26 protein-coding genes are annotated in these 26,738 nt (G+C 62.9%); 11 read left to right on the top strand and 15 right to left on the bottom strand.

Features of this window, described 5'->3' with window-relative positions; translation table 11 throughout:
• Nucleotides 1–41 precede the first annotated feature (41 nt).
• The 6 genes from AB3N21_RS17015 to dusB form a co-directional block, all read right to left on the bottom strand.
• Nucleotides 42–608, bottom strand: coding sequence for a helix-turn-helix domain-containing protein (locus AB3N21_RS17015; protein WP_367936341.1), 567 nt, complete (start codon nucleotides 606–608; stop codon nucleotides 42–44).
• A gap of 94 nt (nucleotides 609–702) precedes the next feature.
• A complete protein-coding gene (locus AB3N21_RS17020) occupies nucleotides 703–2,112 on the bottom strand; it encodes a sigma-54-dependent transcriptional regulator (RefSeq protein WP_367936342.1) in 1,410 nt (469 codons plus the stop codon).
• Nucleotides 2,109–4,364 carry an ATP-binding protein gene (locus tag AB3N21_RS17025; RefSeq protein ID WP_367936459.1) on the bottom strand — a complete coding sequence of 752 codons (2,256 nt, stop codon included), beginning with the start codon at nucleotides 4,362–4,364 and terminating at the stop codon, nucleotides 2,109–2,111. The genes AB3N21_RS17020 and AB3N21_RS17025 overlap by 4 nt, the downstream gene beginning before the upstream one ends.
• Nucleotides 4,365–4,496: 132 nt before the next feature.
• Complete coding sequence (locus AB3N21_RS17030; protein ID WP_367936343.1) at nucleotides 4,497–5,864, bottom strand: response regulator; 1,368 nt, start codon at nucleotides 5,862–5,864, stop codon at nucleotides 4,497–4,499.
• Nucleotides 5,864–6,946, bottom strand: a complete 1,083-nt coding sequence (locus AB3N21_RS17035; protein WP_367936344.1) for a nitrogen regulation protein NR(II) — start codon at nucleotides 6,944–6,946, stop codon at nucleotides 5,864–5,866. Before AB3N21_RS17035 ends, AB3N21_RS17030 begins: the two co-directional genes overlap by 1 nt.
• Nucleotides 6,943–7,926: a tRNA dihydrouridine synthase DusB gene (gene dusB / locus AB3N21_RS17040; protein ID WP_367936345.1), complete on the bottom strand. Its 984-nt coding sequence runs from the start codon at nucleotides 7,924–7,926 to the stop codon at nucleotides 6,943–6,945. The genes AB3N21_RS17035 and dusB overlap by 4 nt, the downstream gene beginning before the upstream one ends.
• Nucleotides 7,927–8,112: 186 nt before the next feature.
• On the opposite strand from dusB, the gene AB3N21_RS17045 reads away from it, so the two are divergent.
• From AB3N21_RS17045 to AB3N21_RS17060, 4 genes are all read left to right on the top strand, one after another.
• A complete protein-coding gene (locus AB3N21_RS17045; RefSeq protein WP_367936346.1) occupies nucleotides 8,113–9,246 on the top strand; it encodes a bifunctional 2-C-methyl-D-erythritol 4-phosphate cytidylyltransferase/2-C-methyl-D-erythritol 2,4-cyclodiphosphate synthase in 1,134 nt (377 codons plus the stop codon).
• A complete protein-coding gene (locus AB3N21_RS17050; protein WP_367936347.1) occupies nucleotides 9,243–9,740 on the top strand; it encodes a phosphatidylglycerophosphatase A in 498 nt (165 codons plus the stop codon). Before AB3N21_RS17045 ends, AB3N21_RS17050 begins: the two co-directional genes overlap by 4 nt.
• A complete protein-coding gene (locus AB3N21_RS17055; RefSeq protein WP_367936348.1) occupies nucleotides 9,737–10,219 on the top strand; it encodes a CinA family protein in 483 nt (160 codons plus the stop codon). Before AB3N21_RS17050 ends, AB3N21_RS17055 begins: the two co-directional genes overlap by 4 nt.
• Before the next feature lie 160 nt (nucleotides 10,220–10,379).
• Nucleotides 10,380–11,561: an ammonium transporter gene (locus AB3N21_RS17060; RefSeq protein WP_367936349.1), complete on the top strand. Its 1,182-nt coding sequence runs from the start codon at nucleotides 10,380–10,382 to the stop codon at nucleotides 11,559–11,561.
• 76 nt (nucleotides 11,562–11,637) lie between these two features.
• Here the strand turns inward: AB3N21_RS17060 and AB3N21_RS17065 are convergent, their stop codons facing one another.
• The 3 genes from AB3N21_RS17065 to AB3N21_RS17075 are packed head-to-tail and all read right to left on the bottom strand — an operon-like array spanning nucleotide 11,638 to nucleotide 14,790.
• On the bottom strand, nucleotides 11,638–12,993 hold the full coding sequence (locus AB3N21_RS17065) for an MmgE/PrpD family protein (protein ID WP_367936350.1): 1,356 nt from the start codon (nucleotides 12,991–12,993) through the stop codon (nucleotides 11,638–11,640).
• Nucleotides 12,994–13,001: 8 nt separating this feature from the next.
• A complete protein-coding gene (locus AB3N21_RS17070) occupies nucleotides 13,002–14,306 on the bottom strand; it encodes an MmgE/PrpD family protein (RefSeq protein ID WP_367936351.1) in 1,305 nt (434 codons plus the stop codon).
• Between the two features lie 37 nt (nucleotides 14,307–14,343).
• Nucleotides 14,344–14,790, bottom strand: coding sequence for a type II toxin-antitoxin system RatA family toxin (locus tag AB3N21_RS17075; RefSeq protein WP_367936352.1), 447 nt, complete (start codon nucleotides 14,788–14,790; stop codon nucleotides 14,344–14,346).
• Between the two features lie 72 nt (nucleotides 14,791–14,862).
• On the opposite strand from AB3N21_RS17075, the gene hpt reads away from it, so the two are divergent.
• Nucleotides 14,863–15,408, top strand: a complete 546-nt coding sequence (gene hpt, locus AB3N21_RS17080) for a hypoxanthine phosphoribosyltransferase (RefSeq protein ID WP_367936353.1) — start codon at nucleotides 14,863–14,865, stop codon at nucleotides 15,406–15,408.
• Nucleotides 15,409–15,415: 7 nt separating this feature from the next.
• On the opposite strand, the gene AB3N21_RS17085 is transcribed toward hpt, so the two are convergent.
• Nucleotides 15,416–16,258, bottom strand: a complete 843-nt coding sequence (locus AB3N21_RS17085) for a LysR family transcriptional regulator (RefSeq protein WP_367936354.1) — start codon at nucleotides 16,256–16,258, stop codon at nucleotides 15,416–15,418.
• A gap of 125 nt (nucleotides 16,259–16,383) precedes the next feature.
• Between AB3N21_RS17085 and AB3N21_RS17090 the strand changes: the two genes are divergently transcribed.
• Complete coding sequence (locus AB3N21_RS17090) at nucleotides 16,384–16,854, top strand: cytochrome c (RefSeq protein ID WP_367936355.1); 471 nt, start codon at nucleotides 16,384–16,386, stop codon at nucleotides 16,852–16,854.
• A 70-nt stretch (nucleotides 16,855–16,924) separates the two neighbouring features.
• Complete coding sequence (locus AB3N21_RS17095) at nucleotides 16,925–17,824, top strand: c-type cytochrome (RefSeq protein WP_367936356.1); 900 nt, start codon at nucleotides 16,925–16,927, stop codon at nucleotides 17,822–17,824.
• Here the strand turns inward: AB3N21_RS17095 and AB3N21_RS17100 are convergent.
• Nucleotides 17,810–18,952, bottom strand: a complete 1,143-nt coding sequence (locus AB3N21_RS17100; RefSeq protein ID WP_367936357.1) for an amidohydrolase — start codon at nucleotides 18,950–18,952, stop codon at nucleotides 17,810–17,812. The genes AB3N21_RS17095 and AB3N21_RS17100 overlap by 15 nt on opposite strands.
• A complete protein-coding gene (gene lipA, locus AB3N21_RS17105) occupies nucleotides 18,949–19,899 on the bottom strand; it encodes a lipoyl synthase (RefSeq protein WP_367936358.1) in 951 nt (316 codons plus the stop codon). The genes AB3N21_RS17100 and lipA overlap by 4 nt, the downstream gene beginning before the upstream one ends.
• A 267-nt stretch (nucleotides 19,900–20,166) precedes the next feature.
• Between lipA and AB3N21_RS17110 the strand changes: the two genes are divergently transcribed.
• Both AB3N21_RS17110 and AB3N21_RS17115 read left to right on the top strand, forming a co-directional pair.
• On the top strand, nucleotides 20,167–20,715 hold the full coding sequence (locus AB3N21_RS17110) for a peroxiredoxin (protein ID WP_367936359.1): 549 nt from the start codon (nucleotides 20,167–20,169) through the stop codon (nucleotides 20,713–20,715).
• A gap of 167 nt (nucleotides 20,716–20,882) precedes the next feature.
• Entirely contained in the window at nucleotides 20,883–21,518 is a 636-nt protein-coding gene (locus AB3N21_RS17115; protein ID WP_367936360.1) for an aquaporin, read from the top strand.
• Between the two features lie 38 nt (nucleotides 21,519–21,556).
• On the opposite strand, the gene AB3N21_RS17120 is transcribed toward AB3N21_RS17115, so the two are convergent.
• Both AB3N21_RS17120 and AB3N21_RS17125 read right to left on the bottom strand, forming a co-directional pair.
• Nucleotides 21,557–22,483: a LysR substrate-binding domain-containing protein gene (locus AB3N21_RS17120; protein ID WP_367936361.1), complete on the bottom strand. Its 927-nt coding sequence runs from the start codon at nucleotides 22,481–22,483 to the stop codon at nucleotides 21,557–21,559.
• A gap of 104 nt (nucleotides 22,484–22,587) precedes the next feature.
• Nucleotides 22,588–23,688 (bottom strand): DUF6456 domain-containing protein, encoded by a 1,101-nt coding sequence (locus AB3N21_RS17125; RefSeq protein WP_367936362.1) that lies wholly within the window; start codon nucleotides 23,686–23,688, stop codon nucleotides 22,588–22,590.
• Between the two features lie 240 nt (nucleotides 23,689–23,928).
• Between AB3N21_RS17125 and AB3N21_RS17130 the strand changes: the two genes are divergently transcribed.
• A complete protein-coding gene (locus tag AB3N21_RS17130) occupies nucleotides 23,929–24,228 on the top strand; it encodes a DUF6477 family protein (RefSeq protein WP_367936363.1) in 300 nt (99 codons plus the stop codon).
• A 103-nt stretch (nucleotides 24,229–24,331) separates the two neighbouring features.
• On the opposite strand, the gene AB3N21_RS17135 is transcribed toward AB3N21_RS17130, so the two are convergent.
• Entirely contained in the window at nucleotides 24,332–25,876 is a 1,545-nt protein-coding gene (locus AB3N21_RS17135; protein ID WP_367936364.1) for a trimethylamine methyltransferase family protein, read from the bottom strand.
• A gap of 181 nt (nucleotides 25,877–26,057) precedes the next feature.
• Between AB3N21_RS17135 and AB3N21_RS17140 the strand changes: the two genes are divergently transcribed.
• Nucleotides 26,058–26,738: a DUF2270 domain-containing protein gene (locus tag AB3N21_RS17140; protein WP_367936460.1), complete on the top strand. Its 681-nt coding sequence runs from the start codon at nucleotides 26,058–26,060 to the stop codon at nucleotides 26,736–26,738.

Consider the following 26,738-nt stretch of genomic DNA (forward strand, 5'->3'; position numbering starts at 1 on the left):
GCCCAGACTAGCGGGGCAGAGCTGGCTCAAGAACGCATAAATTATGCGCCGACCCGGGTGCCGCTGACCAGTCGCACAGGTGTGCCATCCGCAAGGTACAGGCGTTCCCAGATGATCTCACCCGCGCTGATGCGAATTCGGTCATGGACCGCCTCGGAGGTGAGGAATGATTTGGGCCTGGGCATTTGCTGATCCCACCACCCCTCATCCTGCAGTTCCGCCTCGGCTTGACGGATTTCGTCCGTTGCGAATTGCCAGAGGGACACACCGAGCAATGCATTTTGGCTTGTCTTCCAATCCCTTGCGCGGCTGGCTGAGTAAGCAAGGCAGATATGGCTGGCCTCCTCGACCAGATGAATACATTCAGTGGAGTTCACAACCAGCCTCTTGAGCGCGGAATCGTTTGGACCAACAGGGGCAAGGGTCTTGAAAACCGATCTCTGAAGATCGGGGGCGGGCCTTTGAACGCCGTTTTCCCATCTGGAGACCGTTGTCTGATCGACACTCAATAGATCGGCCAAAGCCGACTGTTTGAGGCCGACGGACCGGCGCAACCGCCTAAGCCGTTTGCCAAACGCCGGATAGCCATGAACCTGTTTCAGTTCCATGCCGGAACTCTATCACATCGCAATGAGAACATGCACGCTAGCCTGCCGTTCACGGCATGCCTAGCAGGTCATTTCAGCGAAGCGTCACAAGGCGCTACTCTGCCGGTTCCGGCTCGTCTACATGCGCCACCCGGGCACCCGACTTGTTCGAGGTCACAACCCCCAGCGATTTTAGCTTGCGGTGCAGCGCGCTGCGCTCCATGCCGACAAAGCTGGCGGTCCGGCTGATATTGCCGCCGAAGCGATTGATCTGGGTGAGAAGGTATTCCCGCTCGAACGCCTCACGCGCCTCGCGCAAGGGCAACGTCGCCAGCGCCCCGGACAGAACCACCCGGCCCTCCTCCTCGGCCTTGTCCTCGTCACTGGGCAGTTCCTTCGCCTCGATGGGACCCGCGCTGTCGCCCAGGATCAGCACCCGCTCGACGAGGTTCTTGAGTTGGCGCACATTGCCCGGCCAGACCATGGTCTGCATCAGCGCCACCGCCTCATCGCTCAACTCACGCACCGGCAGGCCCTGACTTTCGTTGCACATCCCGATGAAATGCTGGGCCAGCACCGGAATGTCCTCGCGCCGCTCCTCCAACGAAGGTACCGCGATCGGCACCACGTTCAGCCGGTGATAGAGCTCCTCGCGGAAGCGGTCCGCCTGAATCTCGGCCTCGAGATCCTTGTTGGTGGATGAAATCACCCGCAGATCGACTCGCACCTTGTCGGACCCGCCGACCCGCTGGAACTGCTGATCGACCAGCACGCGCAGGATCTTGGACTGGGTGCCCAGCGGCATATCCGCGACCTCGTCGAAATAGATCACGCCGCCATGGGCTTCTTCCAGCAGACCGGATTCGATGCCGCGTTCCGGCGTCTCACGACCAAACAGCACCTCTTCCATCCGCTCCGGCTCCATGCCTGCGCAGTTCACGGTGACAAAGGGGCCGTTGGCGCGGTTCGAATGGGCATGGATATAGCGAGCGGCAATCTCCTTGCCGGAACCGGCGGGCCCGCGCAGCATCACCCGACCGTTCGACTTGGTGACCTTGTCAAGCTGGCCCAGCATTGACCGGAACGCAGCCGATTTGCCGATCATGTCTGAACAACTTACCTCGCGCCGTTTAAGCGCAGCGTTCTCGCGGCGCAGGCGCGAGGTTTCCATGGCGCGGCGGATCACCACCATAAGCTGGTCGATGTTGAAGGGTTTTTCGATGAAGTCGTAAGCGCCCTGTTTGATCGCAGCCACCGCGATCTCGATATTGCCGTGGCCGGAAATGATCACCACCGGCACATCCGGGTTGTCGCGCTTGACGGCCTTGAGGATGTCGATGCCGTCCATCCGGCTGTCCTTGAGCCAGATGTCGAGGATCAGCAGCCCCGGCGGCTCGGAATTGATCTCGGCCATGCAATCGTCGGAATTGCCCGCCAGCCGGGTGGAATAGCCTTCATCCTCCAGAATATCGGAAACCAGTTCGCGAATATCGCGTTCGTCATCTACGATCAGAATGTCACTCATGATTGGCCTGCTTTCACTTTGGTTGTAATCGCCTGCTTTGGCGGCGCTTCCGCAGGGGCGGTTTCAGCCCCCGGCAAACGGATCACGGCCATCGCGCCGAAATGGTCCTGTCCGTCGAATATCGGTGCATCCTCAAGCGCGAGGGTGCCGCCATGTTCCTCGATGATCTTCTTGACGATGGGCAGGCCAAGGCCGGTGCCCTCGTCGCGGGTTGTGACATATGGCTCAAACAGCCGTGCCCGGTCTTCGGGCAGGCCGATGCCATTGTCGGCAATGGTGATGCGGGTGCCGTTGGCCTCATGTGACAGCCGGACGTAAATCTGTGGTGAGAGATTGTCGGGTGCGCCTTTTTTCTTCAGCGTCTCAATGGCTTCGCCCGCGTTCTTGATCAAGTTGGTAAGCGCCTGGCTCAGCATCGTGGCGTCTACATCAGCCAGCGCCGGATCATCGGGCAACTCCGCCTCGATCCGCACATCGGGCTGACCGGACTGCTGCAACAGCACCGCCTCTCGTACCAGTTCGACAATGTCTTCCTGACGCCGCTCCGGCTCGGGCATGCGGGCGAATTTCGAGAACTCGTCTACGATCCGCCGCAGGTCGTTGGTCTGGCGCACGATCACGTCGGTCATCGATTCCAGGCTGTCGCAGTCAGCCTCGTCCAACTTGCGAGAGAACTTGCGCTTGATCCTTTCGGCGCTGAGTTGAATCGGGGTGAGCGGGTTCTTGATCTCATGCGCGATGCGGCGGGCCACGTCGCCCCAAGCCGCCATCCGCTGGGCGCTGACCAGATCGGTGACATCGTCAAAGGCCACCACATAGCCCTCAAGCCCGCCATCTTCGCCTCGCCGCGTGGCCATGCGCACCAGCAGGTTTTCAAGCTGACCCTTGCGGGTGACCTTGAGCGCGCCCTGCACGGTTTCCTGCGCACCATCCTTGAGTTCCTTGAAGAGGGGCTGGAACTCGGGCACGGCGATGGCCAGCGCCAGGTTGTGCTGCTCCTCTCCGGTCCAGCCCAGCAGACGTTGTGCCGAGCGGTTGACGAAGGTCACCCGCCCCTCGGGGTCCAGCCCCACAACACCCGAGGTTACCGAACTCAGCACCGAATCGAACAGTCTGCGGCGACGCTCAATGTGCCGGGTGTTCACCAGCAGAGCGTCGCGCTGCCCTTTGAGCTGCCTAGTCATTTGGTTGAAGTAGCGGCCCAGCATGGCGATCTCGTCATCGCTGTCCTCTTCCACCACCTGCACGCTCAGATCACCACCGCCGACGCGCTGCGCCGCAGTGGTCAGACGGCCCACGGGGCGCGACAGCCGTTCGGCAAACCACATGCCCAGCGATACCGCTGCCAGGATCATGATCACCGCAAAGCCCAGGTAAAGCAGACCAAACTCGAACAGGACCCGGCCCCGCTCGCTTTCCAATTGCTGGTAGAATCGCGCGGTTTCCTTGGTGTCGTCGAGCAGGTTCAGGATGTTGCCGTCCACCTCGCGGCTGACATACAGATAACGGTCCAGATAGGCCTGCAGCGGCACGATGGCGCGGAACTCGTTGTTGCTCCAGTCCTCGATGATCAGCAGGCCCTTATCTTCGGCCTCGGCAATCTGTTCGATCTCCGGCTGTTCGAAGTCGAATAGGTACGAGCGATCGCCCCGCGCGCGGATCTCGCCGGTGCCGTCGATCACGTAGGCCTCGCGCAGACCACGCTGGATCTGCGCCTGTCCCTGTGCCAGAATCTCCCGCAGTTCCGCGTCGGTGACGTAGAAATTCAGCGACCGGGCCTTGTCGAGGAACCGCCCCAGAACGGTGGCATCCTGCCCAAGCCCCTGCCGGTGTTCGCGTTCATAAGCCTCGGCCGCCGAAAGGGACGAGCCCACCACCTGCCGCACCCGGTCCGAGAACCAGCCTTCAAGCCCGATGTTCACCGTCAGGCCAGCGAAGATCGCCACCGTGACGGTCGGGACCAGAGCGAGGAAGGTAAATACGCCGATCAGGCGCAAATGCAGGCGAGAACCCGCTGATTTGGCCCGCCTCGCTGCAATCAAGCGGCCCATTTGGGCCAGCACCAAAGCGGCAAGCACCAGCACATAAACGAGGTCGGCCAGCAATACGAGGCGAAGGGTCGGAGCCGAAGTGCCCAGATCGAAAGGACCAATGACAAGATAGGTGGCCAGCGCCAGAACAGGCCCCAGAAGAACCAGTCCCAAAGTCCCGATATTACGGGCTTTTCGGGTTTTGCGCCACCGGCTGACCATCGCGATCGGCCCGTGCTGTGACCGGGTTGCCACTTGCTGCCCTCATTCTGATGTGCCGCCGAAGCGACTTACCGCCATATGTCGTGGTCCTTGCCGGGATGGCACCCGGATGCCACGGTTTGTGTGGCGATATTACATCAGTTTTCGGCGGCGTGTCACCTGAATATCGAGATCGGTGATTTTTTTACGCAGCGTATTCCGGTTGATCCCCAGCAAATCGGCACATTTCGCCTGATTACCACCGGTCGCATCGAGCGCGATTTCGATCAGCGGCGCCTCGACCTCGCGCAGGATGCGCTGATATAGGCCCGGTGGGGGCAGCATGTTGCCGTGCAGGTCGAAATAGCGCCGCAAATGCCGTTCGACCGAGGCCGAAAGCTTTTCGGTATCTCCCCCGCCCAAAACCGGCTCCACCTCTGGCTGGCTGCCCAGCACGGTCTCAACCTCGGCCCGGGTGATCTCATCTGCGCGGCTGGTCAGGCCGAGGCGACGCACCGCGTTTTCCAACTGCCGCACATTGCCGGGCCAGGAATAGCGGCGAATGAGTTCGACCGCCTCGGCGCTCAGCCATCGCTTCGGCGCCCCGTCATGCTCGGCCCGTGCAAGAAAGTGATCGGCCAGCAGCGGGATGTCGTCCACCCGTTCCCGCAGCGCGGGCACCTGGACCACGGCGCCGCAAAGACGGTAGTAAAGGTCCTGCCGCACCTTCCCTTTTTCCATCGCCGCCGCCAGATCGGTCTGGCTGGTGGCCATGAAGCGGGGCACGTGATCGCCCGGCGCGTCCATCATCCGCACGATGCGCGCCTGAATCTCATCCTCGACATTGGCGATCTCATCGATCAGCAGCGTGCCACCCCGGACCCGGGCCAGCACCCGAACCGGTCCCTCAAGATCCTGCAAATCCGCCGCCGTCACCGTGACGAAGGGCAAGGTGCGCCGGTCCGAGAAATCGTGGATAGCCCGCGCGATTAGCGACTTGCCAGTACCGCTTTCGCCCGAGATCATCACCGGCAGATCGGTGTTCATCACCCGCGCCACAAGCCGGTAAAGCGCCTGCATCGCTGGTGTGCGCCCCACCAGCGGCAACTCGTCGGGCCGCTCGCCGCCGTCGGCGCGGGGATCGGAAGGCGCGCGGCGTTTTTGTTCCAGCGCCCGCGCGGTGCGCTTCATCAGATCCGGCAGATCGAAGGGTTTGGGTAGGTAATCATAGGCCTCGGCCTCGGCGGCCTGAATGGCGGTCATGATGGTGTTCTGGGCAGAAATCACGATCACCGGTAGGCCGGGCCGGTCCTCGGCGATCTTGGGCAGCATTTCCAGCCCGTTGCCGTCGGGCATGACCACGTCCGAGATCACCACGTCCCCCTTGCCCTCGCCCACCCAGCGCATCAGCGTGGTCAGCGAACTGGTGGCATGCACTTTGCAACCCGCCCGCGTCAGCGCCTGCGTCAGCACGGTGCGGATCGTACGGTCATCATCAGCAACCAGAACTGTGCCATCCATCAGGAGGTCTCCTCTTGTTCATAATCGCGCGGCACCCGCCGCAGCGACAGGCGGAACACGGTGCGGCCCGGCACCGAGTCCACCGAAATCCAACCGTCATGGTCCGAGACGATCTTGCTGACCAGCGCCAGCCCCAGCCCGGTGCCGTTCTCCCGCCCCGAAACGAACGGGTCGAAGATGTCGGCGCTGATCTCTTCGGGCAGGCCGGGGCCGTCGTCGATGATCTCGACCTGCAGCGGCAGCGAATGCCCCGACCCGTCACTGCGGCGCAGGCGGAAGGAATGTTCGAAATAGGTGCGCAGGCGGATGGTGCCGCCATCGGCCTGCGCCGCCTCGGACGCATTGCGGAGCAGATTCAACACCACCTGCAACAGCTGGTCCGGATCGCCAAAGGCGAGCGGCAGCGACGGGTCATAATCCTCGATGATCGTCATATGCGCGCCAAAGCCCAACAGCGCCGAGCGCCGGGCGCGGTCCAGCACATCGTGGATATTGACCGGCCTGAAGTCGGGTAGTGACAGGTTTCCGAACTGCTCAACCTGTTCCAGCAACTTCACGATCCGGCGGCTTTCCTCGACGATAAGGTCCGTGAGTTCAATATCTTGTGGCGCGATATTCATACTCAGAAGCTGCGCCGCCCCGGTGATGCCCGCCAGCGGATTCTTGATCTCATGCGCCAGCATCTCTGCCATGCCGATAGCCGACTGCGCCGCCGATTTCACCGTGTGGCTCTGGGTCATCCGCCCGGCCAGTTCACGCGGCGAAATGATCATGATCATCGACCCGGGCTGTCCAAGCAAGGGCGCGATCTGCAACGCGCATTGCAGCGGTGCGCGCTGGCCCGAGCCCACATCCACATCGTTGACAAACAGCGGCGTGCCGTTGCTGCGCGCGCGGTCGAACGCCTCTTCAATAGGCGCATCGGCGGCGATCTGGTCCCAGACCGGATGGCCCAGCACCGCCTTGCGCGAGACGTTCAGAAACCCCTCGCCTGCCGAGTTCACATCCGCGATCCGGTCCTGCGGGTCGATGATGAAGGCAGGAACCGGCAGCGACGCCCATATGGCCTGATCCGGGGTCATGCGGCCTGTTCTTTTCTTGGTGTCAGCGCATCCGCCAGCAGACGGATGACCTCCGCCGGATCGCGTGAGGTCAGAACGGCGCGCCGCAGCGGCCCGGGCGTGTCCGCCGCGTCCATGTACCAGCCCAGATGCTTGCGGGCGACGCGCAGGCCCAGATCGGTGCCGTAAAAACCAAGCATGGACTGATAATGCGCGATCACCATGTCGATCAGCGCTTGCCCCTCGGGGATTTCAGGCGCGGGCGCGCCGTGCAGCGCATGCGCGATTTCGGCCAGCAACCAAGGCCGCCCCTGCGCGCCACGCCCGACCATCACGCCATCCGCACCGGAGTGCTCCAGCGCCGTGCGTGCCGTGTCCAGACTGACGATATCGCCATTCGCAATGACAGGGACGCCAACAGAGTCCTTCACAGCCCGGATCGCCTGCCAATCGGCGCGACCCTTGTAGAACTGGCAGCGGGTGCGCCCGTGGATGGTAACCATCTGCACCCCCGCCCCTTCGGCCCGGCGCGCCACGTCGGCAGCATTGAGCAGCGTGTCGTCCCAGCCCAGACGGGTCTTAAGCGTCACCGGCACATCGACCGCAGCAACCACCGCCTCAATCAGTTTCAGCGCGTGATCCGGGGTCTTGAGCAACGCCGAGCCGGAATAGCCATTGGTCACCTTCTTGGCCGGGCAGCCCATGTTGATGTCGATGATCTGCGCGCCGCGGTCGGCGACCTGACGGGCGGCCTCGGCCATCCAGTGCGCTTCACGCCCGGCGAGTTGCACGGCGGTGTTTTCCACATCCGCCGACAGCTCGGCCCGCTCGCGCACGCCGGGCTTGGCCTGCACCATCTCCTGACTGGCCACCATCTCGCTCACCACCAGCCCGGCGCCGAAGCGCGTCACCAGATCGCGGAACGGGCGGTCGGTGATTCCAGCCATGGGGGCCAGAACCACGGGCGGGGTCAGCGTTTTATCTCCGAGACGCAGGGTCACGTCTGCCTAATCCTTGTGCAATTGCCTCTTTCCTAGCGAGAGGCCCGGATTTGCACAATGAAACGTGGCGTTTCAAGGGGACATCCATAAGTATTTGCCTATTTTTTAGGCAGGCACTTACGGGTGATTGCCTCCGATTGCGCCAGACCATAAACATCGGGCGCAGCAATCCGGAGTTTCGCCTTCATGACCACAGCCGCCATCATCGTCGCCGCCGGGCGTGGCTTGCGCGCCGGGGGTGGTGTGCCGAAACAATGGCGCCCGCTGGCCGGGCGACGGGTGGCGGACTGGACGTTGGAGCGGTTCCATGCGGCACAGATCGACCATATCGTGCTGGTGCTGAGTGGGGAGGACCGCGCGGCGTGGGCGGAGTTCGAAACCTCGGGCCTGATCCTTGCCGAAGGCGGCGCGGATCGCGCAACTTCGGTTCGCAATGGATTGAAGGCGCTGGGTAATCTTGGCATCGACAAGGTTCTGATCCATGACGTCGCGCGCCCATGTGTCAGCGCCCAGATCATCGCGGATGTGCTGGCCGCGCTGGACGACCACCAAGCTGCCGCACCGGGTCTGGCGGTTACGGACGCGCTCTGGTCTGGGGAAGACGGCAAGGTCACCGGCACCAGCGACCGAAGTGGCCTCTATGCGGCGCAGACGCCGCAGGGGTTTCTCTATGACGCCATAGTGGCCGCCCATGCCGCCAATCCCGGCGCCGCAGCCGATGACGTCGAGGTGGCACGGGCAGCCGGGATCGACGTGGCCATCGTGCCTGGAGATGCAGACAATCTGAAGATAACACGACCCGAGGATTTCGACCGGGCCGAAAGAATATTGGGGACAGCAATGGATATCAGGCTGGGCAACGGTTATGACGTGCACCGGTTCGGTCCGGGCGACTACGTTATTTTATGCGGCGTGTCAGTGCCTTACGAGCGGGGACTACAGGGCCATTCCGACGCGGATGTGGGCATGCACGCAGTGACCGACGCGATCTATGGCGCGCTGGCGCAGGGCGATATCGGCCAGCACTTCCCGCCTTCGGACCCGCAATGGAAAGGGGCCGCCAGCGAGATCTTCCTGCGCCACGCAGTCGATCTGGCCGCTGAGATGGGATACCGCATCTCGAACATCGACTGCACGCTGGTCTGCGAATATCCCAAGATCGGCCCCCACACGGCCGCCATGCGGCAGGAGATGGCGCGGATCATGGGATTGAATGCGGATCAGGTCTCGGTCAAGGCCACCACCTCCGAGAAACTTGGCTTTACCGGTCGCGGTGAAGGCATCGCTGCGCTCGCCACCGCCTGTCTGGTGCACGCATGAGGGCCGCACAGCTGATCGGCACCGTCTGCGGCGTGGGCTATCTGCGCCCTGGCCCCGGAACATGGGGCTCAGCGGCGGCGCTGCCGCTGGCCTGGGGGCTGCACGTGCTGGGCGGGTTTCCCCTGCTGGCATTGGCGACATTGGCCGTGTTTTTGGGCGGGCTCTGGGCCACAAAGGTCATGACTGCCGGGCAAGAGGATCACGACCCTTCGGAGATCGTCATCGACGAGGTTGCCGGGCAGTTCATCGCGATCTGGGCGGTCTCCTACCCCGCCTGGGTGTATGGGATCGAGGTCACAGCTCTCTGGCCCGGCTGGGTGGCAGGGTTCGTGCTGTTCCGGCTGTTCGACATCTTCAAACCCGGTCCTGTCGGCTGGGCCGACCGGCGCGGCGACGCGCTGGGTGTGATGCTGGACGACGTGATCGCCGGAGTGTTCGCCGCTGTTGGCGTCCTGATCCTGGCCGGGATTTCGCACGGGGTACTGGGCCTATGACCGTCACCGAGTTGCTGGACCGCGCCAAGGCGCTGAACGTGATGGTGGCCACTGCCGAAAGCTGCACCGGTGGCATGGTTGCCGCCGCGCTGACCAACATTCCCGGCAGCTCGGCGGTGGTGGATCGGGGCTTTGTCACCTATACCAACGCCGCCAAAGAGCAGATGCTGGGCGTGCGGGCCGAGACGCTGGCGGCGGTTGGTGCCGTGTCGGAAGAGGTGGCAAAAGAAATGGCCGAGGGCGCGCTGCGGCACTCCGGCTCGCAGCTTGCGGTCTCGATCACCGGCATCGCGGGGCCGGGTGGGTCGGAGTTAAAGCCCGAGGGGCGGGTGTGTTTCGGCCTGGCCGGAGACGGCCTGATCACGCTTACCGAAACCGTCGAATTCGGCGCCCTTGGCCGCGACAAGGTGCGGCTGGCCGCCCGGGATCACGCACTTGACCTGCTCGCCACCGGGCTTTTGCGCATCGGTCAGAAATAAGGCGCCTGCCGCGTCAACCCGCCCAATAATTCAGCACTGAACAAAAAGCGTCAAAAACAGGCGTGTTTGAGGCAGGTTGCCTCTTTTTTCCTCATGCCACATCGGTTCAACCGCTCTCACACAAGGGGATTGCATCAGAAAACCGAAAGGAGAGCGGCCCATGAACGGAGCCGATACAGCCTGGATCATCGTGGCCACAGCCCTGGTCCTATTCATGACCCTTCCGGGTCTTGCCCTGTTCTATGGCGGGCTCGTGCGCGCCCGAAATGTACTCAGCGTGTTCATGCATTGCTTTGCGATCGCCTGTCTGATGAGCATCCTGTGGCTGGTCGCAGGGTATTCGATTGCCTTCGGCAGCGGCGGCTCGGGCGTCTGGGGCGGGCTCGACAAGCTGTTCCTGAACGGGGTCACAGCAGACAGCCTGTCGGGCACCCTGCCCGAGATCCTGTTCTTTGCCTTCCAGATGACATTCGCCATCATCACCCCTGCCCTGATCGTCGGCGCATACGTGGAACGCGTGGGCTTCGGCTTTGTCCTGACCTTCTCAGGCCTCTGGATGCTGATCTGCTATGCACCGGTAGTGCACTGGATCTGGGGCGGCGGCTTTCTGGCCGATGGCGGCATCTTTGGCGAGACCGGAGTGAAGGACTTCGCCGGCGGCATCGTGGTGCATGAGACCGCAGGTCTGGCGGCCCTGATCGTCGCGATCTTCCTTGGTCCCCGCCGCAACCGCACCACCCCGCCGCATAACCCCGGCTTCGTGATGATCGGTGCGGCGATGCTGTGGGTCGGTTGGTTCGGCTTCAACGGCGGCTCGCAGCTGGCGGCCGATGGCGGTGCCGCGATGGCGCTGACGGTGACTCATATCTCGGCCGCCACCGCTTCGCTCAGCTGGGCGCTGTGGGAGAAGGTCAAATATGGCAAGGCCTCACTGGTGGGTCTGGTAACCGGCACGATTGCGGGTCTGGCCTCGATCACTCCGGCGAGCGGTTTTGTCGGTCCGGTGCAGGCTCTGATCATCGGCGGAGTGGCGGGCATCCTGTGTCAGGAGGCGGTGAATGTGGTGCGCAACGTCGCCAAGATCGACGACACGCTGGACGTCTTCGCCGTGCATGGTGTTGGCGGTGTCTTCGGCACGCTTATGATCGCCCTCTTCGGCCTGGGCAGCTGGGCCGCGCAGGCAGGCGGACTGATCATCGTGGGTGTCTTTACGGCAGTTGTCACGATTGTGTTGGTCAAGGTGGTTGCGCTTGTCACGCCGCTGCGGGTAGATGCCGAGACCGAGACAAACGGGCTCGACCTCTCCACCCATGGCGAGCGGGCCTATGACATGAGCAGCTGAGCCCACCTTGGCCTGCTCTGCCGCCCGCAAGGGCAACCCGAAAGCGGACCTCTTGGGAGGTCCGCTTTCATCTTTTTCAGGCGGTCCGATTTGCCGGATCGGTGCACAATGTCAGCAGGCGGGACAGGTCCGGGGCGGACAGGCTGTCGAAACTGGCGGACAGCGCCTCAATTTCATCCGCGCGCGTCTGCCCGATCACCGGGTCGGCCAGCATGTGGAACTTGTCTGAGATCTGCGCATCGCTCAGCGGCATGTCGGCATCGCCGCGCGGGGTGCGGGGCGCATCCTCGATCCGGCGACCATCTTTCAGAACCAGCGTCACCTGCGCCCAGCGTTTGTCGGTGCTGATACGGGTCATCTCGGCATCGTCAATCAGTGTCGTTGCGCGACTGAGACGCAGGATGTCCGGATCGCGCAGCGCCGCGTCGGTCAGTTCCTCAACGCCCACCTGCCCCCGCACGATCATCGCCGCCACCGGGAAGGCGATGGCATATGCGAACTCGTCCTGCGTCTGCGGCTCTTGCCCAGCCAGCCGGGTGGCGTAGTGAAAGGTGCGGATCTCGACGCTTGCGACCTGTTCGTAATGCAGCCCGTTATCGCGCATCATGTCGTGGACGGCATCCAGCGACGGATGTGCCCAGCGGCAGCAGGGATAGGCCTTGTAATGTGTGTGATCGACAAGCCGCCAGCCCCCGCCCAGATCGGCCCAGAATTCGGCGCTCTCTTCCCCCTCGCAGGTCAGCGCCGGGGCGCCGGTGAACCCCTCCATCGACAGATAAGCCGCGGTCACGCCCGACGGCGCGCCCCAGCCCACACCGTCGCGTACCATCGACGGGTGGTCGATGCAGCGCATCATCTGGCTGCGGGGGCCGTGATACTCGCCGATGCCCGCCGCCTGCCGGATCAGCTCCGCATCGCCGCCCAGCAGCTTGGCTCCGGCAGCGGCGACGCCAATTGCGGTCCACGCACCTGAGGTGTGATAGTCGGCACAGGTGGCGTGCTGGGCTAGCCCGGCGCGATACGCGACCTCGTAGCCCGTAGCCAGAACCTCGGCAAAACGCTCGCCGTCCAGAGGTTGCTCGGAGGCTTGCGCCATCGAGATCAGGGCCGGAAACAGCGCCGAGCCGCCGTGCCCCTTGCAGGGCGTAGTGCCGTCATGGGCGTCGATGCTGTCCACCGTGAAGGCCCCGGCCATCGCCGCGCCCACCGGGCTGACCGGGCGCCCGTCCATCAGAATGCGCGCTGTGCCCGCCCCTCCGGCGCCGAAAATCATCGGCGCGGTGCGGCGCACGATGGCCGACAAAGGCGTGGTCGAGCCCACCGCCGCCACGCCCATCGTGTCGGTGAAGCTGCGTCGCAGGGTCCAAAGCACCGCCTCTGGCAGATCCTCGTACCGAAGCTCTGCCGCGAACTTGTCGAATGGAACTGTCACCTGCGCCCTCACTCTTCCCCGGTGTGCAACCGCGCCGCAAAATCCGCCGCCTGCCCGCCGGTGCGGAGCATGGACCAGACCTCTTCCGCCAACTGATGCCCGATCAGCTTGGCGGCCTTGGCCCGGACCCGTTCCTCACGCGTGCTGAGCGACATGGGCGCCTGCAGGTCATGATCGGCCTCGCGGCGGGCCCCGTCGCGCCTGAGCAACGACAAATGAGCCTGCGTTTCCGACAGGCTGTCATCCGCCTCGACCGAGATCCGGTTTCGCAGGGATTTCAGGCGCGGATCGGCGCAGATCGCGCCCGTATAGCTGTCGAGCCGCGCGGTATCGTGCCCCAGCGCCTGCATTGCCAACACAGTGCGATAGGAGAATTTGGCGCCCAAGCCGGTCTCGGGTGCCAATTGATTGCACACGCTCATCCAACGCGGGTGGGTTCTGACCTTGAGTTCGGCCACCTCAGGTTCGGCAATGTCCAGCGACCGCGCGGCTTCAAGCGCCGCATGTAGGCCATGGCAGCAGGCGTGGAACTTGTGACTGACTCTTTCCAACAGCCACTCCTCACCCAGCCCGTCCAGGGCCGCAGCCGCATCCTGCGCGCCGTGATGCGTCGCGCCAAAGCCGAACGGCCCCTCCAGCGCGTCCGGATTGGCCACGAAGCCGCGCTGGACCAGTTGCACTGCCTCGACCCCGGCAGCGGCGGCGATGCCGGCGTTGTAGGGCTTGCCCATGGTGCCGAACTGCGCCTTGAGCCCTGCCGCGCGGGTCGCGGTCAGTCCCAATGCCATGCGCATCTGATCCGTGCTCAAACCCGCCAGCCGCCCCGCTGCCGCCGCCGCGCCAAAAGCACCTGCGGTGGCGGTCTGATGAAACCCCGTCTGATAGTGTCCCCGCCCAAGCCAGAGGCCGACACGGATCGACAGCTCCATCCCCGCCAGCGCGGCCTCGAGCAGATCAACCAAAGGGTGTTGATGCCACTCGGCCATCGCCAAAGCCGACGGTAACACCGCCACCGAAGGATGACCGATATGGGCGAAATGGGTGTCATCATAGTCAAGCGCGTGCGACACCGTGCCGTTGACCAACGCCGCCGCCCGCAAGGGCCCCGCACCATGGCCAAAGAGGTGCGCCTGGCCTTGGCCACCCTCCTCCAGCACCATGTCCCGCAGGATGCGCGCCACCGGTTCCTGCGCGCCCGCGCGACCGACGGCGAGCCAGTCGAGCGCCGAGAGAGAGGCGACGATACGCACCTGTTCGGTGGTGGATAGCGGGCCGGTGGCGAAGGCCGCCAATACGGATGTCAGATCGGTCATGGGCGCAGTCTAGCGCCGGATCGGAGCGGGTAAAGCCTCAGCCGTAGAGCTCGGCGGCGCGCGCCTCGAAGGCGCGCACGATGCGGTGCATGGCATCGTTGAACACGACCCCGATGATGCCTTGCAGGACCGCGTTCTTGAACTCGAAGTCCACATGGAAGGACACGTTGCAGCCGCCATCCGGCGCCTCTTCGAATAGCCAGTCAGACTTCATGTATTTGAACGGACCATCGAGATATTCGGTGTCGATCTTCTTGTCGGCAGGAAACAGCGTCACCCGGCTGCCGAAGCGCTCGCGGAAAACCTTGAACGAGATCACCAGATCGGCCTCGAGCACCTGCGCCTCGCCCACCGCATAGCTCTGCCGCAGCCGCGCCGCGGCGCACCACGGCAGGAATTTCGGATACTGCGCCACATCCGCGACCAGATCGTACATCTGCTGCGCGGTGTAAGGGAGGTGACGGGTTTCCGAATGGATGGGCATGGCGGCCTGTATTACCGGGTGACAATGGCGCGTCATGTCGTATGTTGCGCGCGAAAGATCAAGGGGGCAGCGATGAGCGACCGCGCATATGTGATAGATACGATGATCTCGGCCAAGGCCATCGCGGCCCGGATCGAGGAGTTGTGTCGCGAAATCACAGGCGAATTTGAAGGCACCGATAAGCTGGTCGTGGTGGGGCTCTTGCGCGGTAGTTTCGTCTTTATCGCCGATCTGGTGCGCGAGTTGGATCTGCCCATCGAAGTGGATTTCCTCGAGGCCTCTTCTTACGGTGACTCGATGGAAAGCAGCCGGGAAGTCCGCATTCTCAAGGACTTGCGCGGCGCAATTGAAGGTCGCGACGTGCTGGTGGTCGAAGATATCGTGGACACCGGCCATACCCTGAACCATGTCACCAAGCTGCTGCAGAGCCGCAAACCCAAGCGGCTGAAATCCATCGCGCTTTTGGATAAACCCAGCCGCCGCGAGGTGGATTTCCGGTCCGACTGGATCGGGTTTGAGATCCCGGACGAGTTCGTCGTGGGCTATGGCATCGATTACGCGCAACGCAACCGCAACCTGCCCTATATCGGCAAGGTCCGGTTCGTGGACGGCGAGTGAGCGGCAGCTAGATCTGGCCGGCCAACAGGTCCTCGGATCGCGAAAGTGCATCGTACAGCAAGCGCCGCACTCGGTGAAGCCGCGGTACGGTTGCCAATTCCTCATGACAGGCCACCCAGAGTGGGACCATCAGATCATCCGGCTGATCGCTCTGGACCAGACGCAGGCGCGGGTCGCTCTGCGCGATGAAACAGGGCAGTACCGCCTTTCCGATCCCCTTGGCCGCCAGTTCGCGATGCACCAGAAAGCTGTCGGCCGAGACCGTCATCCCCTGTTTGCCCACATTCCGCTCCAGCCAGAAATTCGGGCGCGACCGGCGCAGCGTCCCGTCCAGACCCAGCCAGCCCGCCGGCTCGGAACCGATAGCGCAATAGGTTGCAAAACGCATGTTGACCGGGGTTTCCCCGGTCAGCGCTTCCGGGAGTTCCAGCGCCGGACGCAGGGTAATTTCGGCCTCGAGCCGGGCGAGGTCGAGATGCGCGTTCGAGGCGATCAGCGACAGTTTGAGATCGGGCGCCTGATGCCTTAGATCAAGCAGAATGTCCGGCAGCAGACACTGACACAGGGTGTCGGTCGACGTGATCCGGACCCGCCCGGACAACGGCGCCTCAAGCCCGCGCGCCAGTTGCTCGACCGAGGCCATCGCATGCCCCACCTCATGCATCGCCGCAATCAGGCGGAGCCGGTCGGGCCGCACCGCATATCCTTGCGGTGAGCGTTGAAAAACCTGCGTACCCACACGCTTTTCGAACGCGGCGATGCGGCGCAGAACCGTAGCGTGATTGACACCCAATCTCCGGGCGGCCCCCGCCACGCTTTGCGCATCGACCACGGCAAGCACGAATTGCAAATCATCCCAGTTCGACCTGTGCAAATTCTAAGACCCCTATCGCAAAGATGCAGACTGTTCCCGCATATTATCACAGCTACACTGATTTTGCCGGGTGATGTTCAGACAATGGAAAGGTCGATGTGATGAAACACAAAACACTTCTTTCAGCCGCCGTAATCTGTGCGATAGGCGGGTTGGCTTTGGCGGATAGCCATTCCGAGGGCGAATTTGCCAAACAAATCAAGGCGCGTCAGGCACAGATGACGATCTATTCCTACAACCTCGGCATTCTGGGCGGCATGGCCAAAGGAGAGGCCGAGTATGACAGCGAAGCGGCTGCCCTGGCGGCAAACAACCTTGCGGTAGCCACGACGATCTGGATGCCGTCCACCTGGCCACAAGGGTCGGACAATGCGGCCACGAAAGGGACACGCGCCTTGCCAGCGATCTGGGAGAAGTTTGAAGACGTGGGCGCCAAGTCTCAGAATTTAGCCACTGCGGTGGCAAAGCTGCAAGAGTCAGCTGGGACCGATCTGGATTCACTCAAAGCCGCCATTGGCCCGGTTGGCGAGGCTTGCGGAGCCTGTCACAAACCGTACCGCGCCGAGAAGTGAGCGCCGCGCCAAACCGAGCTATCAGCGATCGGGATCCCGCTACCGGGTTGCGGCAAGCGGAGTGAGTTGAATGCGGCGTCTTGCACAGGTTGCAGTGGCTGTGGCGCTGATCGCATTGTTGGCGGGCTGGTTTTTAACCCGCCCCCAGGCCGCTGACCTGACCGGCCTCGACGCATTGAGCGGCGATGCCGATCAAGGGGCGTGGGTGTTTGACGCGGCAGGTTGCGCGTCATGCCATTCCGCCCCCGAAGCGCAAGGCGATGCGCTGCGCGTTCTGTCTGGGGGGCGTGGCTTTCCAAGCCCGTTCGGCACGTTCTACGCCCCCAATATCTCGCCTTCACCCGATCATGGCATCGGAGGCTGGACCGTTGCAGATCTGGCCAACGCCATGCTGGCCGGGATTTCTCCCGACGGTGCACACTATTACCCGGCCTTCCCCTATATCTCGTACTCAAATGCCAGATTGCAGGACATTGCTGACCTGCACGCTTTCATGATGACGCTGCCGGTATCGGAACAACCGAACCGGAGCCACGATGTCGGGTTTCCGTTTTCGATCCGCCGCGGCCTCGGGCTGTGGAAGGTATTGAATGCCGGAAAGAGATGGGTGATCGAACAACCCGAAGACGATCAGATCGAGCGGGGACGGTATCTGGTCGAGGCGCTGGGGCATTGCGCCGAATGCCACACGCCGCGCGATGCTCTGGGCGGGCTGGATCGGAATCGCTGGATGCAGGGCGGTCCTGTGCCCGTCGGCAAAGGGAGTTTTCCGCCCTTGGTTCCGTCGCAACTAAAGTGGAGTGCCGAAGATATCGCTTACTACCTCGAAACCGGCTTCACGCCTGATTTCGACAGTGCCGGAGGTGCCATGGTCGAGGTCATCCAGAACACTTCGCGCCTGCCACCCGAGGATCGGGCCGCTATCGCCGCTTATCTCAAGGCTCTGCCGGACGGGTCAGCCAACGAGTGACCGCACGGCGGACAGGAAGATCCCGGTTCCCACGGGGATCACGTCGTCGGGAAAATCGTAGTCCGGGTTGTGCAGTTGTGGGTGGTCCTCTCCGGCGCCCAGCCAGAACATCGCCGCTTTCGCGCCCTTGCCAAACTGGCCGAAATCCTCGGAAAAGCGTTGGGGCAGATCGGTGCGGTGCAACGGTGCGGCTGCCTCGGTGGCAGCGTGAGCCAGGATGTTGACGGCGTCCTCATGGTTGGTGCAGGCCTCGAACACATCGTCATAGGTGATCTCGACCTCCAGCCTTTCGTCCTCGGCCACCTCACGCACCAGCGCCTCGGCATCGTTCACAAGCTGCGCCATGCGGGCATCCGACACGGTGCGCAGGGTTACCCACAACTCCCCGCGACCGGGGGCAATGCCAAACGTGGCCTCACCCAGCTCGGCATGGGTCAGCGTGGTCAAAGCATAGTCGGCGTCCAATGCCCGGCCCTGCCCCAGCCCGGTCAGAGCTGGCATCAGCCGGGCCATGGCCGCCGCCGGGGACAGCCCGTCCTGTGGGGCCGCGGCGTGCGAGGTCTTGCCTGCCAACCGCACCCGCATCCCGCGCGAGGCGCAATTGGCAGGGCCATTGCACAGCTCGACCGCGCCACGCGCCAGCCCCGGCAGGTTGTGCAGAGAAAAGACATAATCCGGTGCGATCCGCGCAAATGCCGGGTCGGCGCGATAGGCGGGCCCGCCCTTGCCGGTTTCCTCGGCCGGTTGAAAGATCAGCACCACCCGGCCCCGCTTCGGGCGCTCTGCTGCCAGCGCCTCGGCCACACCCAGAACCATGGTCATGTGACCGTCATGGCCACAGAGATGCCCCTTACCAAGAACTTGCGAGGCATAAGCCGCACCCGTCAGTTCCTCGATGGGCAGCGCATCCAGCTCGCAGCGAATACCAACGGTCGGCCCTTCGACGCCGCTGTCATAAATCGCGGCCACCCCGTGACCGCCGATGCCGGTCAGAACCTCATCCGCCTGATAGTCTTGCAACAAACCCGCGACACGCGCCGCCGTCTGTACCTCTTCCCCGGATATCTCGGGATGCTGGTGAAGCTCATGCCGCAGCGCGGTCAGCCGCGCCAGGGTTTCAGGCGTCATGCCAGCCCGAGTTTCTTCTGCCGTGCCGCGCGCAGCCGGGCGAAATCATCACCCGCATGGTAGGACGACCGCGTCAGCGGCGTCGCTGAAACCATCAGGAAACCCTTGCCATAGGCCGCCTTTTCGTAAGACGCGAACTCCTCTGGCGTCACGAACCGGTCCACCCGGTGATGCTTTGGCGTCGGTTGCAGATACTGGCCGATGGTCAGGAAATCCACATCCGCCGCGCGCATGTCATCCATCACCTGCCGGACCTGCTGTTCCTCTTCGCCCAAGCCAACCATGATGCCGGATTTGGTGAAAATAGTCGGGTCCATCTCCTTCACCCGCTGCAGCAAGCGCAGCGAGTGGAAATAGCGCGCACCGGGCCGCACCTCGGGGTAGAGCCCCGGTACGGTTTCCAGATTGTGGTTGAACACGTCCGGCTTGGCCTGAACCACCACTTCCAGCACGTCCGCGTCGCATTTCAGAAAATCCGGCGTCAGGATCTCGATCGTGGTCTTGGGTGAGCGGTGGCGGACGGCGCGGATGGTCTGAGCGAAATGCTCGGCCCCGCCATCGGCCAGATCGTCGCGGTCAACCGATGTGATCACCACATGGTTCAACCCCAGTTTCTCCACCGCGTGAGCAACTCGGCCCGGCTCGAACGCGTCCAGCGTGTCAGGTTTGCCGGTGGCGATGTTGCAAAAGGTGCAGCCTCGGGTACAGATCTCGCCCATGATCATCATCGTGGCGTGACCCTGGCTCCAGCACTCGCCCACATTTGGGCATCCGGCCTCTTCACAGACAGTGACCAGATTGTTGTCACGCATGATCTTATGAGTTTCGGCATAGCCCTTGCCGCCGGGCGCCTTGACACGGATCCAGCTTGGCTTTTTCGGCTGCGCATTGTCGGGGCGATGCGCCTTTTCCGGATGTCGTTGCTCGGGGATTTTCAGGTCACGCACGGGGGCTATTTCCCTTGATTTGGGTCAGCATTGGTTCCCGATAACATAACGCGGGGCGAATAGTAACGCCAGCGACGCATGGCCGCTATGCGCGGATGTTGTGCTGGTGCAGAAACTTCTGGCAGGATACCGCCATTTAAGCACGTCATATATATGATTTGAAGCCGTAATTCGCCTGCATGCGCGCGCAGAATTTCAGGCGTTGAAGCGAGATTAGAATCGTTTTAACTCTCGCAGCAATAACATCCGATTCACAGGAGCTTTAAGATGAAAGCAGGCGCAAAACTGCCCGACGTGACCTTCCACACCCGGGTGCGGGACGAGGCGGTCGAAGGCCCCAACCCCTTCCGTTGGGAAGACAAGACCACCGCCGATTACTTTGCCGGCAAGCGCGTGGTCCTGTTCTCGTTGCCCGGCGCCTTCACCCCCACCTGCTCGACCTATCAGTTGCCGGGTTTCGAGAAAGGCTTCGAAGATTTCAAGGCGCAGGGCATCGACGCGATCTACTGCCTGTCGGTGAACGACAGCTTCGTGATGAACAAATGGGCCGAGGCGCAGCAGCTGGAAAACGTCAAGGTCATCCCCGATGGCTCGGGCGAGTTCACCCGCAAGATGGGCATGCTGGTCGACAAGGACAATCTGGGTTTCGGCATGCGCTCGTGGCGCTACGCAGCCATCGTCAATGATGGCGTAGTCGAGGCATGGTTCGAAGAGCCGGGTCTTGCCGACAACCACCCCGAGGATCCCTATGGCGTCTCCTCGCCCGAGACCGTGCTGAAGTATCTGGTCGAGGCAAAGGCAGAAGTCGCGGCCTGATCCTGCTTCGATTCAATCCAGAAAACCCGCGGTGTCTCCGCGGGTTTTTTTGTGTCTCGGGCAAAGCACTTTGACGCCCCGTGACGTCACTTCCGCATCATTCCCCTGTTTTTTTATCGCTTCCTAACGCAGCAATTCCGGCACAAACGCAGCTTTAAGGAGCAGACATGAAGAAGAATATCGCAGAGGTCATCGGCACATTCACCCTGGTCTTCATGGCCTTTTCGACGATCCTGTTCATGAAACCCGAGGTTGGGTTGATTGGGATCAGCCTGTCTTTCGGTCTGGCCGTGGTGGCCATGGCCTATGGGGTCGGTCCCATTTCAGGCGCACACCTGAACCCGGCGGTCAGTCTGGGTGTCTTCCTTGCGGGGCGCATGAGCGCGGGTGAGATGCTTGGCTATTGGATCAGTCAGGTGATCGGCGGCGTTCTCGCCTCGCTCGTCTTGATTGCGATGACGGCGGACCCGGCCGGCGCGGCAACAGCGGTCGGCCCCTGGGGCGTTACGGCGGCGCTGATTTTTGAGGTTGTGGCGACCTTCATCTTCGTCACCGTGATCCTCGGCGCTACACAGGAAGGGCACGCAACCCCGGTTGCGGGCCTTGCCATCGGGCTGACCCTGACGATGATCCATCTGGCGGGCATCACGGTGACCGGCGTTTCGGTCAACCCGGCCCGGGCCATCGCCAGCAACATCTTTGACGCAGGCGCGGCCTCACAATTGTGGCTCTACATCATTGCGCCGCTGATCGGCGGTGGATTGGCCGGAGTGCTGCACAAATCCGGCCTGACCTCCGCCTGACACTCCGGGTTCTGCGGGCTCTCGGTGAGCCTGCAGAATCACGCCGCACGGGTGGCGGTAACGATGTCCTGACCCACTTCGCGGATCACCTGCGCGAGATCGGTGAACCAACCCTCGTCCCGCGTCGCCTCCCGCCGGATCAAGCCAACGGTACGCGCCGGTTCCGGCTCGGAAAACCGCAGCAACTTTAGGTCGGGGATCATCGTGCATTCCGAGCGCAGCGCCAGTTCGGGCATCAGCGTCAGGCCAAAGCCCTCGGCCACCAACCGCGTCAACGTGCCCAGCGACGAAGCCCCCATGTTGATGCCGCTGCTGTGCCGATCCTGCCCGCAGACCTCAAGCGCCTGATCGGTCAGGCAATGGCCATCCTCAAGCAGCATCAGATGCGCCCGACCCAGATCGGTGGGCCTTAGAACATCCGGCCCCGAGGACAGCCGCGCCAGCCGGGTTTCCGATCCGGCCAGCAGGAACCGGTCCTGAAACAGCGGCTCTTCGACAAAGCCGCTGCCACCGCTGGGCAATGCCAGCACGGCGACATCAATCTCCCCTGCCCGGAGCGAAGCCAGCAACCGTTCGGTCCGCGCCTCGCGCACCTGCACACGCAGCGACAGATCGCGCGCGCGCAGCGCCGCCAGCACTCCCGGCAGTAGATACGGCGCCATGGTTGGGATCAGGCCCAGCGACAAAGAGCGGTACCCACGGCTCTGATCCCGCGCCAGCCGATCCAGCCGATCCGCCGCAGACAGAACGTCATGCGCCAGTGCGAGAACGTCACGACCCAACGGCGTCAGCACCACGTCGCGCGCCTGCCGCTCGACCAATGGCCCACCCATCAGATCTTCCAGCGCGCGGATCTGCACCGACAGCGCCGGCTGCGAAACATGACAGACCTGCGCGGCCCGCCCGAAATTCCGCTGCTCGGCCAGCGCCTTGAAGTAGTGAAGTTGCCTGAGAGTGAAATTCATAACCCCTACTTATCAAAGACAGGAGAAACCGCAACCAACCCTTATCTCCCCAGCTTCCGCTTGCTCCAAATATCCCCGCCAGAGGCAGACGCGGCAGGCGTCCATCACCCGATCATTCGATCCCGATCCGCCGCCTCGTCGTAATGCCGTTTGAGCCGCTGCAAGGCGATCCGCAAGACAATCTTGCCCGACCGCGCCGACCATCCCATGCGCTTTTCCGCCAGTTCCAACCCCTCCAGGTAGCAACAGCACCGTAGGGCCACGTCGCTCAGCCCCGGCCCCAAATCGGCCAATGCCCCCGCCACCCGATTGCGCGCATCCGATGGACCCTCGCCCACACGCGCGTCCGGAGCGAAACCGCCGCGCCCGCCGCCGGTCAGGAACCGGTCCCAGTTCTGCGTCACATGCGGACCCATCTGCGCCAGTTCGAAATCCTCGCGCAGCCGTTCGCCCGCGCGCACCAGCGCCTCGTCCAGAAACGGTTTGCCATCCCGGTCCCGGCGCCGCGCCAAGGCGATCAGCGGGCTCTCCGCTGCGTTGTAGCGCACCCGGCGCGGACGCTCGCCCGGACCAGCCTCGACCGTTTTCTCCGCCATCGCCCGATGTTGGGCGGCAAACGGAGTCTGCGCCTCGGCAAACCCCCGGTCATTGTCGGCACGCGCCCGGTTTTCGGCTTCGGCCAGCAGACGGCTGAAGGCACTGCGCCCGGCAGCAGTGATGTGATAGCGGCTGATCCGCCCCGGCTTGTCACAGGAAATCCAGTCCTTTAGCGCCAGCGCCTGTGCGATGTCGCAGTCCACAACCGCCGTGCGGGTGCTGCCGCCCGGGCCGCCGTCGCGTACCACCACCGCCTTGTCCATATCCTCGGCCACCGCCAGCACCGCACCGCTTTCGCAAAGCCGCCGCAACACACGCAAGGCCTCACCATCGAAACCATCGGCATCGGACACATCTTCGGTCAAAGTCGAGGGCTGGGCCTCGATCGGCGGAAAATGCGCCTCAGCCAGGGATTGCAGGGCCGCGTCCACCAGCGGATCGTCGCGCCGCATCTCGATCCGCCGGATCTGGCGCAGGATGGTGGAGGCGTGACAGCCCGCCCCCCGTGCCAGATCCCGGATCGACCGTCCGGCCTCGGTATGGGCCAGATAGCGCTGCGCGCCTTCGGGAACCCATGCCGGTACGGTGTAAGCGATGCTGTTTTCCATGGTTTTACGCCCTCATCGACAATGAAACTACCTAATTTGCTCAGCGGATATTTCGTTAACCAAACTCTACCTAGAGTTGATGGTGTTACTTGTTGGTTAAAGCTCACTGGCGTGAAGCAGAATTGATTCAAAAAGATAAACAGTCGTGAAACCATCGCACGGTTGCATTTGATCGCAAGCAACACCCGTAAAAGTTGTGGGATGAATAGGGCAACGCAAAACCCGCCATGAGGACACACCATGCAAGACCTGATGACCATGCTTTCGACCCTGCGCCGCCCGCGACTGCTGATCCGGGCCGCCCGGTTCGGCGCGCAGGATTACAATCGCGACAGACACTTGCAACGTCTGCTGGGATACGGCTCGCTCCCGCGATCCGGGGCTGCGCTGATGCGTCTGATGGAAATGGAGCGGGGCGTGGATGAGCAGCGGCGCAACGACGACGCCGGGTATTCGCTGGTCCTGCATCTAGATCTGCTGATCGCGATGGTGGGTGAGGCGCAATTGTATCAGTCCAGCCGCGCCCCACAGGGTCAGTGATTGCAGGGATTCGCGAAACACCTGAATCGCCTGACGCAGCCTGAAATCAAAGATTCCAACGCGTCAGGCGATGCTGGAGGTATCACTGTTTCCGCAAAGCGCCTTACATGAACGCGTCGGGCATCGATGCCTTTTTCTCGGCCACATATGCCGCCAGCGCCGCCGCAACATCCGGGTCCATTCCGGGTTGCTGATAGTTGGCCAGCAGAGTCTCAACCCGCGCCGAGGCAAGTGTCCGCGTATCGCGGGCGCCTTCCTCTTCCCAGGTCTCGAACGGCTTGTAGTCCAGCAGCTCGGTCTTCCAGAAAGCATCCTTGAAATTGGCCTGGGTGTGCGCGCAGCCCAGATAGTGGCCGCCGGGGCCAACCTCGCGGATCGCATCCATCGCCTGCGCATTGTCGTCATAGGCCACGCCCCGGGCCAGCCCGTGCAGCACGCCCAGCTGGTCGGCGTCCATGACGAATTTCTCGAAATCCGCCACCAAACCGCCTTCGAGCCAGCCGCAGGAATGCAGCATGAAGTTCACGCCTGCCATCAGCCCCATGTTCAGCGAGTTCGCGGTTTCATACGCCGCCTGCGCATCGGGCAGTTTCGAGCCGCAAAACGACCCCGCCGAACGATACGGCACGCCCAGACGGCGGGCCAGCTGACCGGCGCCATAAGTGATGTGCGCGGCCTCGGGTGTGCCAAAGGTCGGCGCGCCCGAGTTCATGTCGATCGAGGTCACGAAGGCACCAAAGATCACCGGCGCGCAGGGGCGGACGAGCTGGCTGTAGGCGATGCCGGCCAGAACCTCGGCCAGAACCTGCGTCAGCGTGCCCGCGACCGAAACCGGCGCCATCGCGCCGCCGACGATGAAGGGCGATACGATGCAGGCCTGGTTGTTCTTCGCATAGACCTCCAGTGCGCCCATCATCACGTCGTCGAAAGTCATCGGCGAGTTGATGTTGGTGAGCGAGGTCATCACCGTGTTTTCCTGAACGAACTCCTTGCCGAACAGGATCTCGCACATCTCGACCGAATCTTGCGCACGGGATGGATCGGTGACCGAGCCCATGAAGGGTTTGTCCGACAGAGTCATATGTGCCATCAACATGTCGAGGTGACGCTTGTTCACCGGCACGTCCGTCGGCTCGCACACGGTACCGCCCGAATGGTGCAGCCATTTGGACATGTAGGCGAGTTTCACGAATTTGTTGAAATCGTCCATGGTCGCATAGCGGCGGCCACCTTGCGCATCACGCACGAAGGGCGGGCCGTAGACCGGGGCCAGAACCAGATTGCGCCCACCGATCACCACCGATTTCTCGGGGTTGCGGGCGTGCTGGGTGAACTGACTGGGCGCGGTCGAACACAGTTTGCGGGCCAGACCGCGCGGGATGCGCACACGCTCGCCGTCGATATCGGCCCCGGCCTCGCGCCAGCGCTCCAAGGCCGCCGGGTTGTCGACGAAGTTGACGCCAACCTCTTCCAGTATGGTTTCCGCATTGGCCTCAATGATTTCGAGCGCCTCGTCGTTCAGGATCTCGAAATTGGGGATGTTGCGTTCGATGTATTTCGCGGTCTCGATGCGGACCGCGGTGCGCTCGGCCCGCCGGGCGGCGCCGCCGCCTCCACGTCCTCTGCGCCGGGTGGTTGCCTCTGCCATGAGATGATCCCCTGGATAAGATGGTTCTGCTTTGCCGATCTAGTTACAGGACTCTGCCCGCCAGCCGAACATGGATTACGGCGCCTGAGGGGGAAAAGCGACATGGGTGACGCATCGCTTATGTTTTGACCCCGCTTGGGCGCCCGGGCATGATGGGCGGACCGACAAGGAGACCAAGACAATCCCGCAGTCCGAGACCGAACGCAAGACGCTCAACGCCGCCGAAATCGGTGCAGTGGCCCATCTTTATCGCGGCGAGGTCTATCGCAGCACCATCTGGCGCACCCGGCTGGACACCACCACCAACTGGGCCGTTGCGACCCTGGGCGTGGCATTGTCGATCTCCTTCGCCACGCCCGACGCCTCACCCCTGCCGTTGGTGCTGGTTGGCGTACTAATCATCCTGTTCTTGATGCTTGAGGCGCGGCGCTATCGCTATTTCAACGTCTGGCGCGCCCGGGCCCGGTGGCTCGAGACGCATTTCTACGCCCCGCTTCTCTATGACGGCGATCTGCATATGGAGGAGAACTGGCAGAAGGTGCTGGCCAAGGATTACCTGCGCCCGCGCTATCACGTGGGTTTTCTGATCGCCATCGGCCGTCGCATCCGCCGCAACTACTTGTGGATATTGCTGATCCAGTCGCTTGCCTTTGCGGGCAAACTTGCGGTTCACCCCACCGCGGTCGAAAGCCTCGGACAAGCCATCGACCGCGCCGATGTAGGCCCCCTACCCGGAGAGGTGATAATCGGCATCGGGATCGTCTATGTCGTTTCGTGGACATCCATCGCGATCTGGAGCTACCGCGTCGACCAGCGCCGCTCGGCGCAGCGCGGCACTGAAAGCTCTCACTCGATGGGCTGA

This window comes from Ruegeria sp. (assembly GCF_040830605.1).
Classification (GTDB): Bacteria; Pseudomonadota; Alphaproteobacteria; order Rhodobacterales; family Rhodobacteraceae; genus Ruegeria.

Excerpts from the sequence above, each read along its gene's own strand:
- AB3N21_RS17045 (WP_367936346.1), top strand. The coding sequence starts at position 8,113 with ATGACCACAGCCGCCATCATCGTCGCCGCCGGGCGTGGCTTGCGCGCC.
- AB3N21_RS17120 (WP_367936361.1), bottom strand. The coding sequence starts at position 22,483 with ATGAATTTCACTCTCAGGCAACTTCACTACTTCAAGGCGCTGGCCGAG.
- AB3N21_RS17035 (WP_367936344.1), bottom strand. The coding sequence starts at position 6,946 with ATGACCCCGGATCAGGCCATATGGGCGTCGCTGCCGGTTCCTGCCTTC.
- AB3N21_RS17055 (WP_367936348.1), top strand. The coding sequence starts at position 9,737 with ATGACCGTCACCGAGTTGCTGGACCGCGCCAAGGCGCTGAACGTGATG.
- AB3N21_RS17090 (WP_367936355.1), top strand. The coding sequence starts at position 16,384 with ATGAAACACAAAACACTTCTTTCAGCCGCCGTAATCTGTGCGATAGGC.
- AB3N21_RS17015 (WP_367936341.1), bottom strand. The coding sequence starts at position 608 with ATGGAACTGAAACAGGTTCATGGCTATCCGGCGTTTGGCAAACGGCTT.
- hpt (WP_367936353.1), top strand. The coding sequence starts at position 14,863 with ATGAGCGACCGCGCATATGTGATAGATACGATGATCTCGGCCAAGGCC.
- AB3N21_RS17050 (WP_367936347.1), top strand. The coding sequence starts at position 9,243 with ATGAGGGCCGCACAGCTGATCGGCACCGTCTGCGGCGTGGGCTATCTG.
- AB3N21_RS17020 (WP_367936342.1), bottom strand. The coding sequence starts at position 2,112 with ATGAGTGACATTCTGATCGTAGATGACGAACGCGATATTCGCGAACTG.
- AB3N21_RS17030 (WP_367936343.1), bottom strand. The coding sequence starts at position 5,864 with ATGGATGGCACAGTTCTGGTTGCTGATGATGACCGTACGATCCGCACC.
- AB3N21_RS17075 (WP_367936352.1), bottom strand. The coding sequence starts at position 14,790 with ATGCCCATCCATTCGGAAACCCGTCACCTCCCTTACACCGCGCAGCAG.
- AB3N21_RS17100 (WP_367936357.1), bottom strand. The coding sequence starts at position 18,952 with ATGACGCCTGAAACCCTGGCGCGGCTGACCGCGCTGCGGCATGAGCTT.
- AB3N21_RS17135 (WP_367936364.1), bottom strand. The coding sequence starts at position 25,876 with ATGGCAGAGGCAACCACCCGGCGCAGAGGACGTGGAGGCGGCGGCGCC.
- AB3N21_RS17110 (WP_367936359.1), top strand. The coding sequence starts at position 20,167 with ATGAAAGCAGGCGCAAAACTGCCCGACGTGACCTTCCACACCCGGGTG.
- AB3N21_RS17095 (WP_367936356.1), top strand. The coding sequence starts at position 16,925 with ATGCGGCGTCTTGCACAGGTTGCAGTGGCTGTGGCGCTGATCGCATTG.
- AB3N21_RS17060 (WP_367936349.1), top strand. The coding sequence starts at position 10,380 with ATGAACGGAGCCGATACAGCCTGGATCATCGTGGCCACAGCCCTGGTC.
- AB3N21_RS17070 (WP_367936351.1), bottom strand. The coding sequence starts at position 14,306 with ATGACCGATCTGACATCCGTATTGGCGGCCTTCGCCACCGGCCCGCTA.
- AB3N21_RS17130 (WP_367936363.1), top strand. The coding sequence starts at position 23,929 with ATGCAAGACCTGATGACCATGCTTTCGACCCTGCGCCGCCCGCGACTG.
- AB3N21_RS17115 (WP_367936360.1), top strand. The coding sequence starts at position 20,883 with ATGAAGAAGAATATCGCAGAGGTCATCGGCACATTCACCCTGGTCTTC.
- AB3N21_RS17025 (WP_367936459.1), bottom strand. The coding sequence starts at position 4,364 with ATGGTCAGCCGGTGGCGCAAAACCCGAAAAGCCCGTAATATCGGGACT.
- AB3N21_RS17125 (WP_367936362.1), bottom strand. The coding sequence starts at position 23,688 with ATGGAAAACAGCATCGCTTACACCGTACCGGCATGGGTTCCCGAAGGC.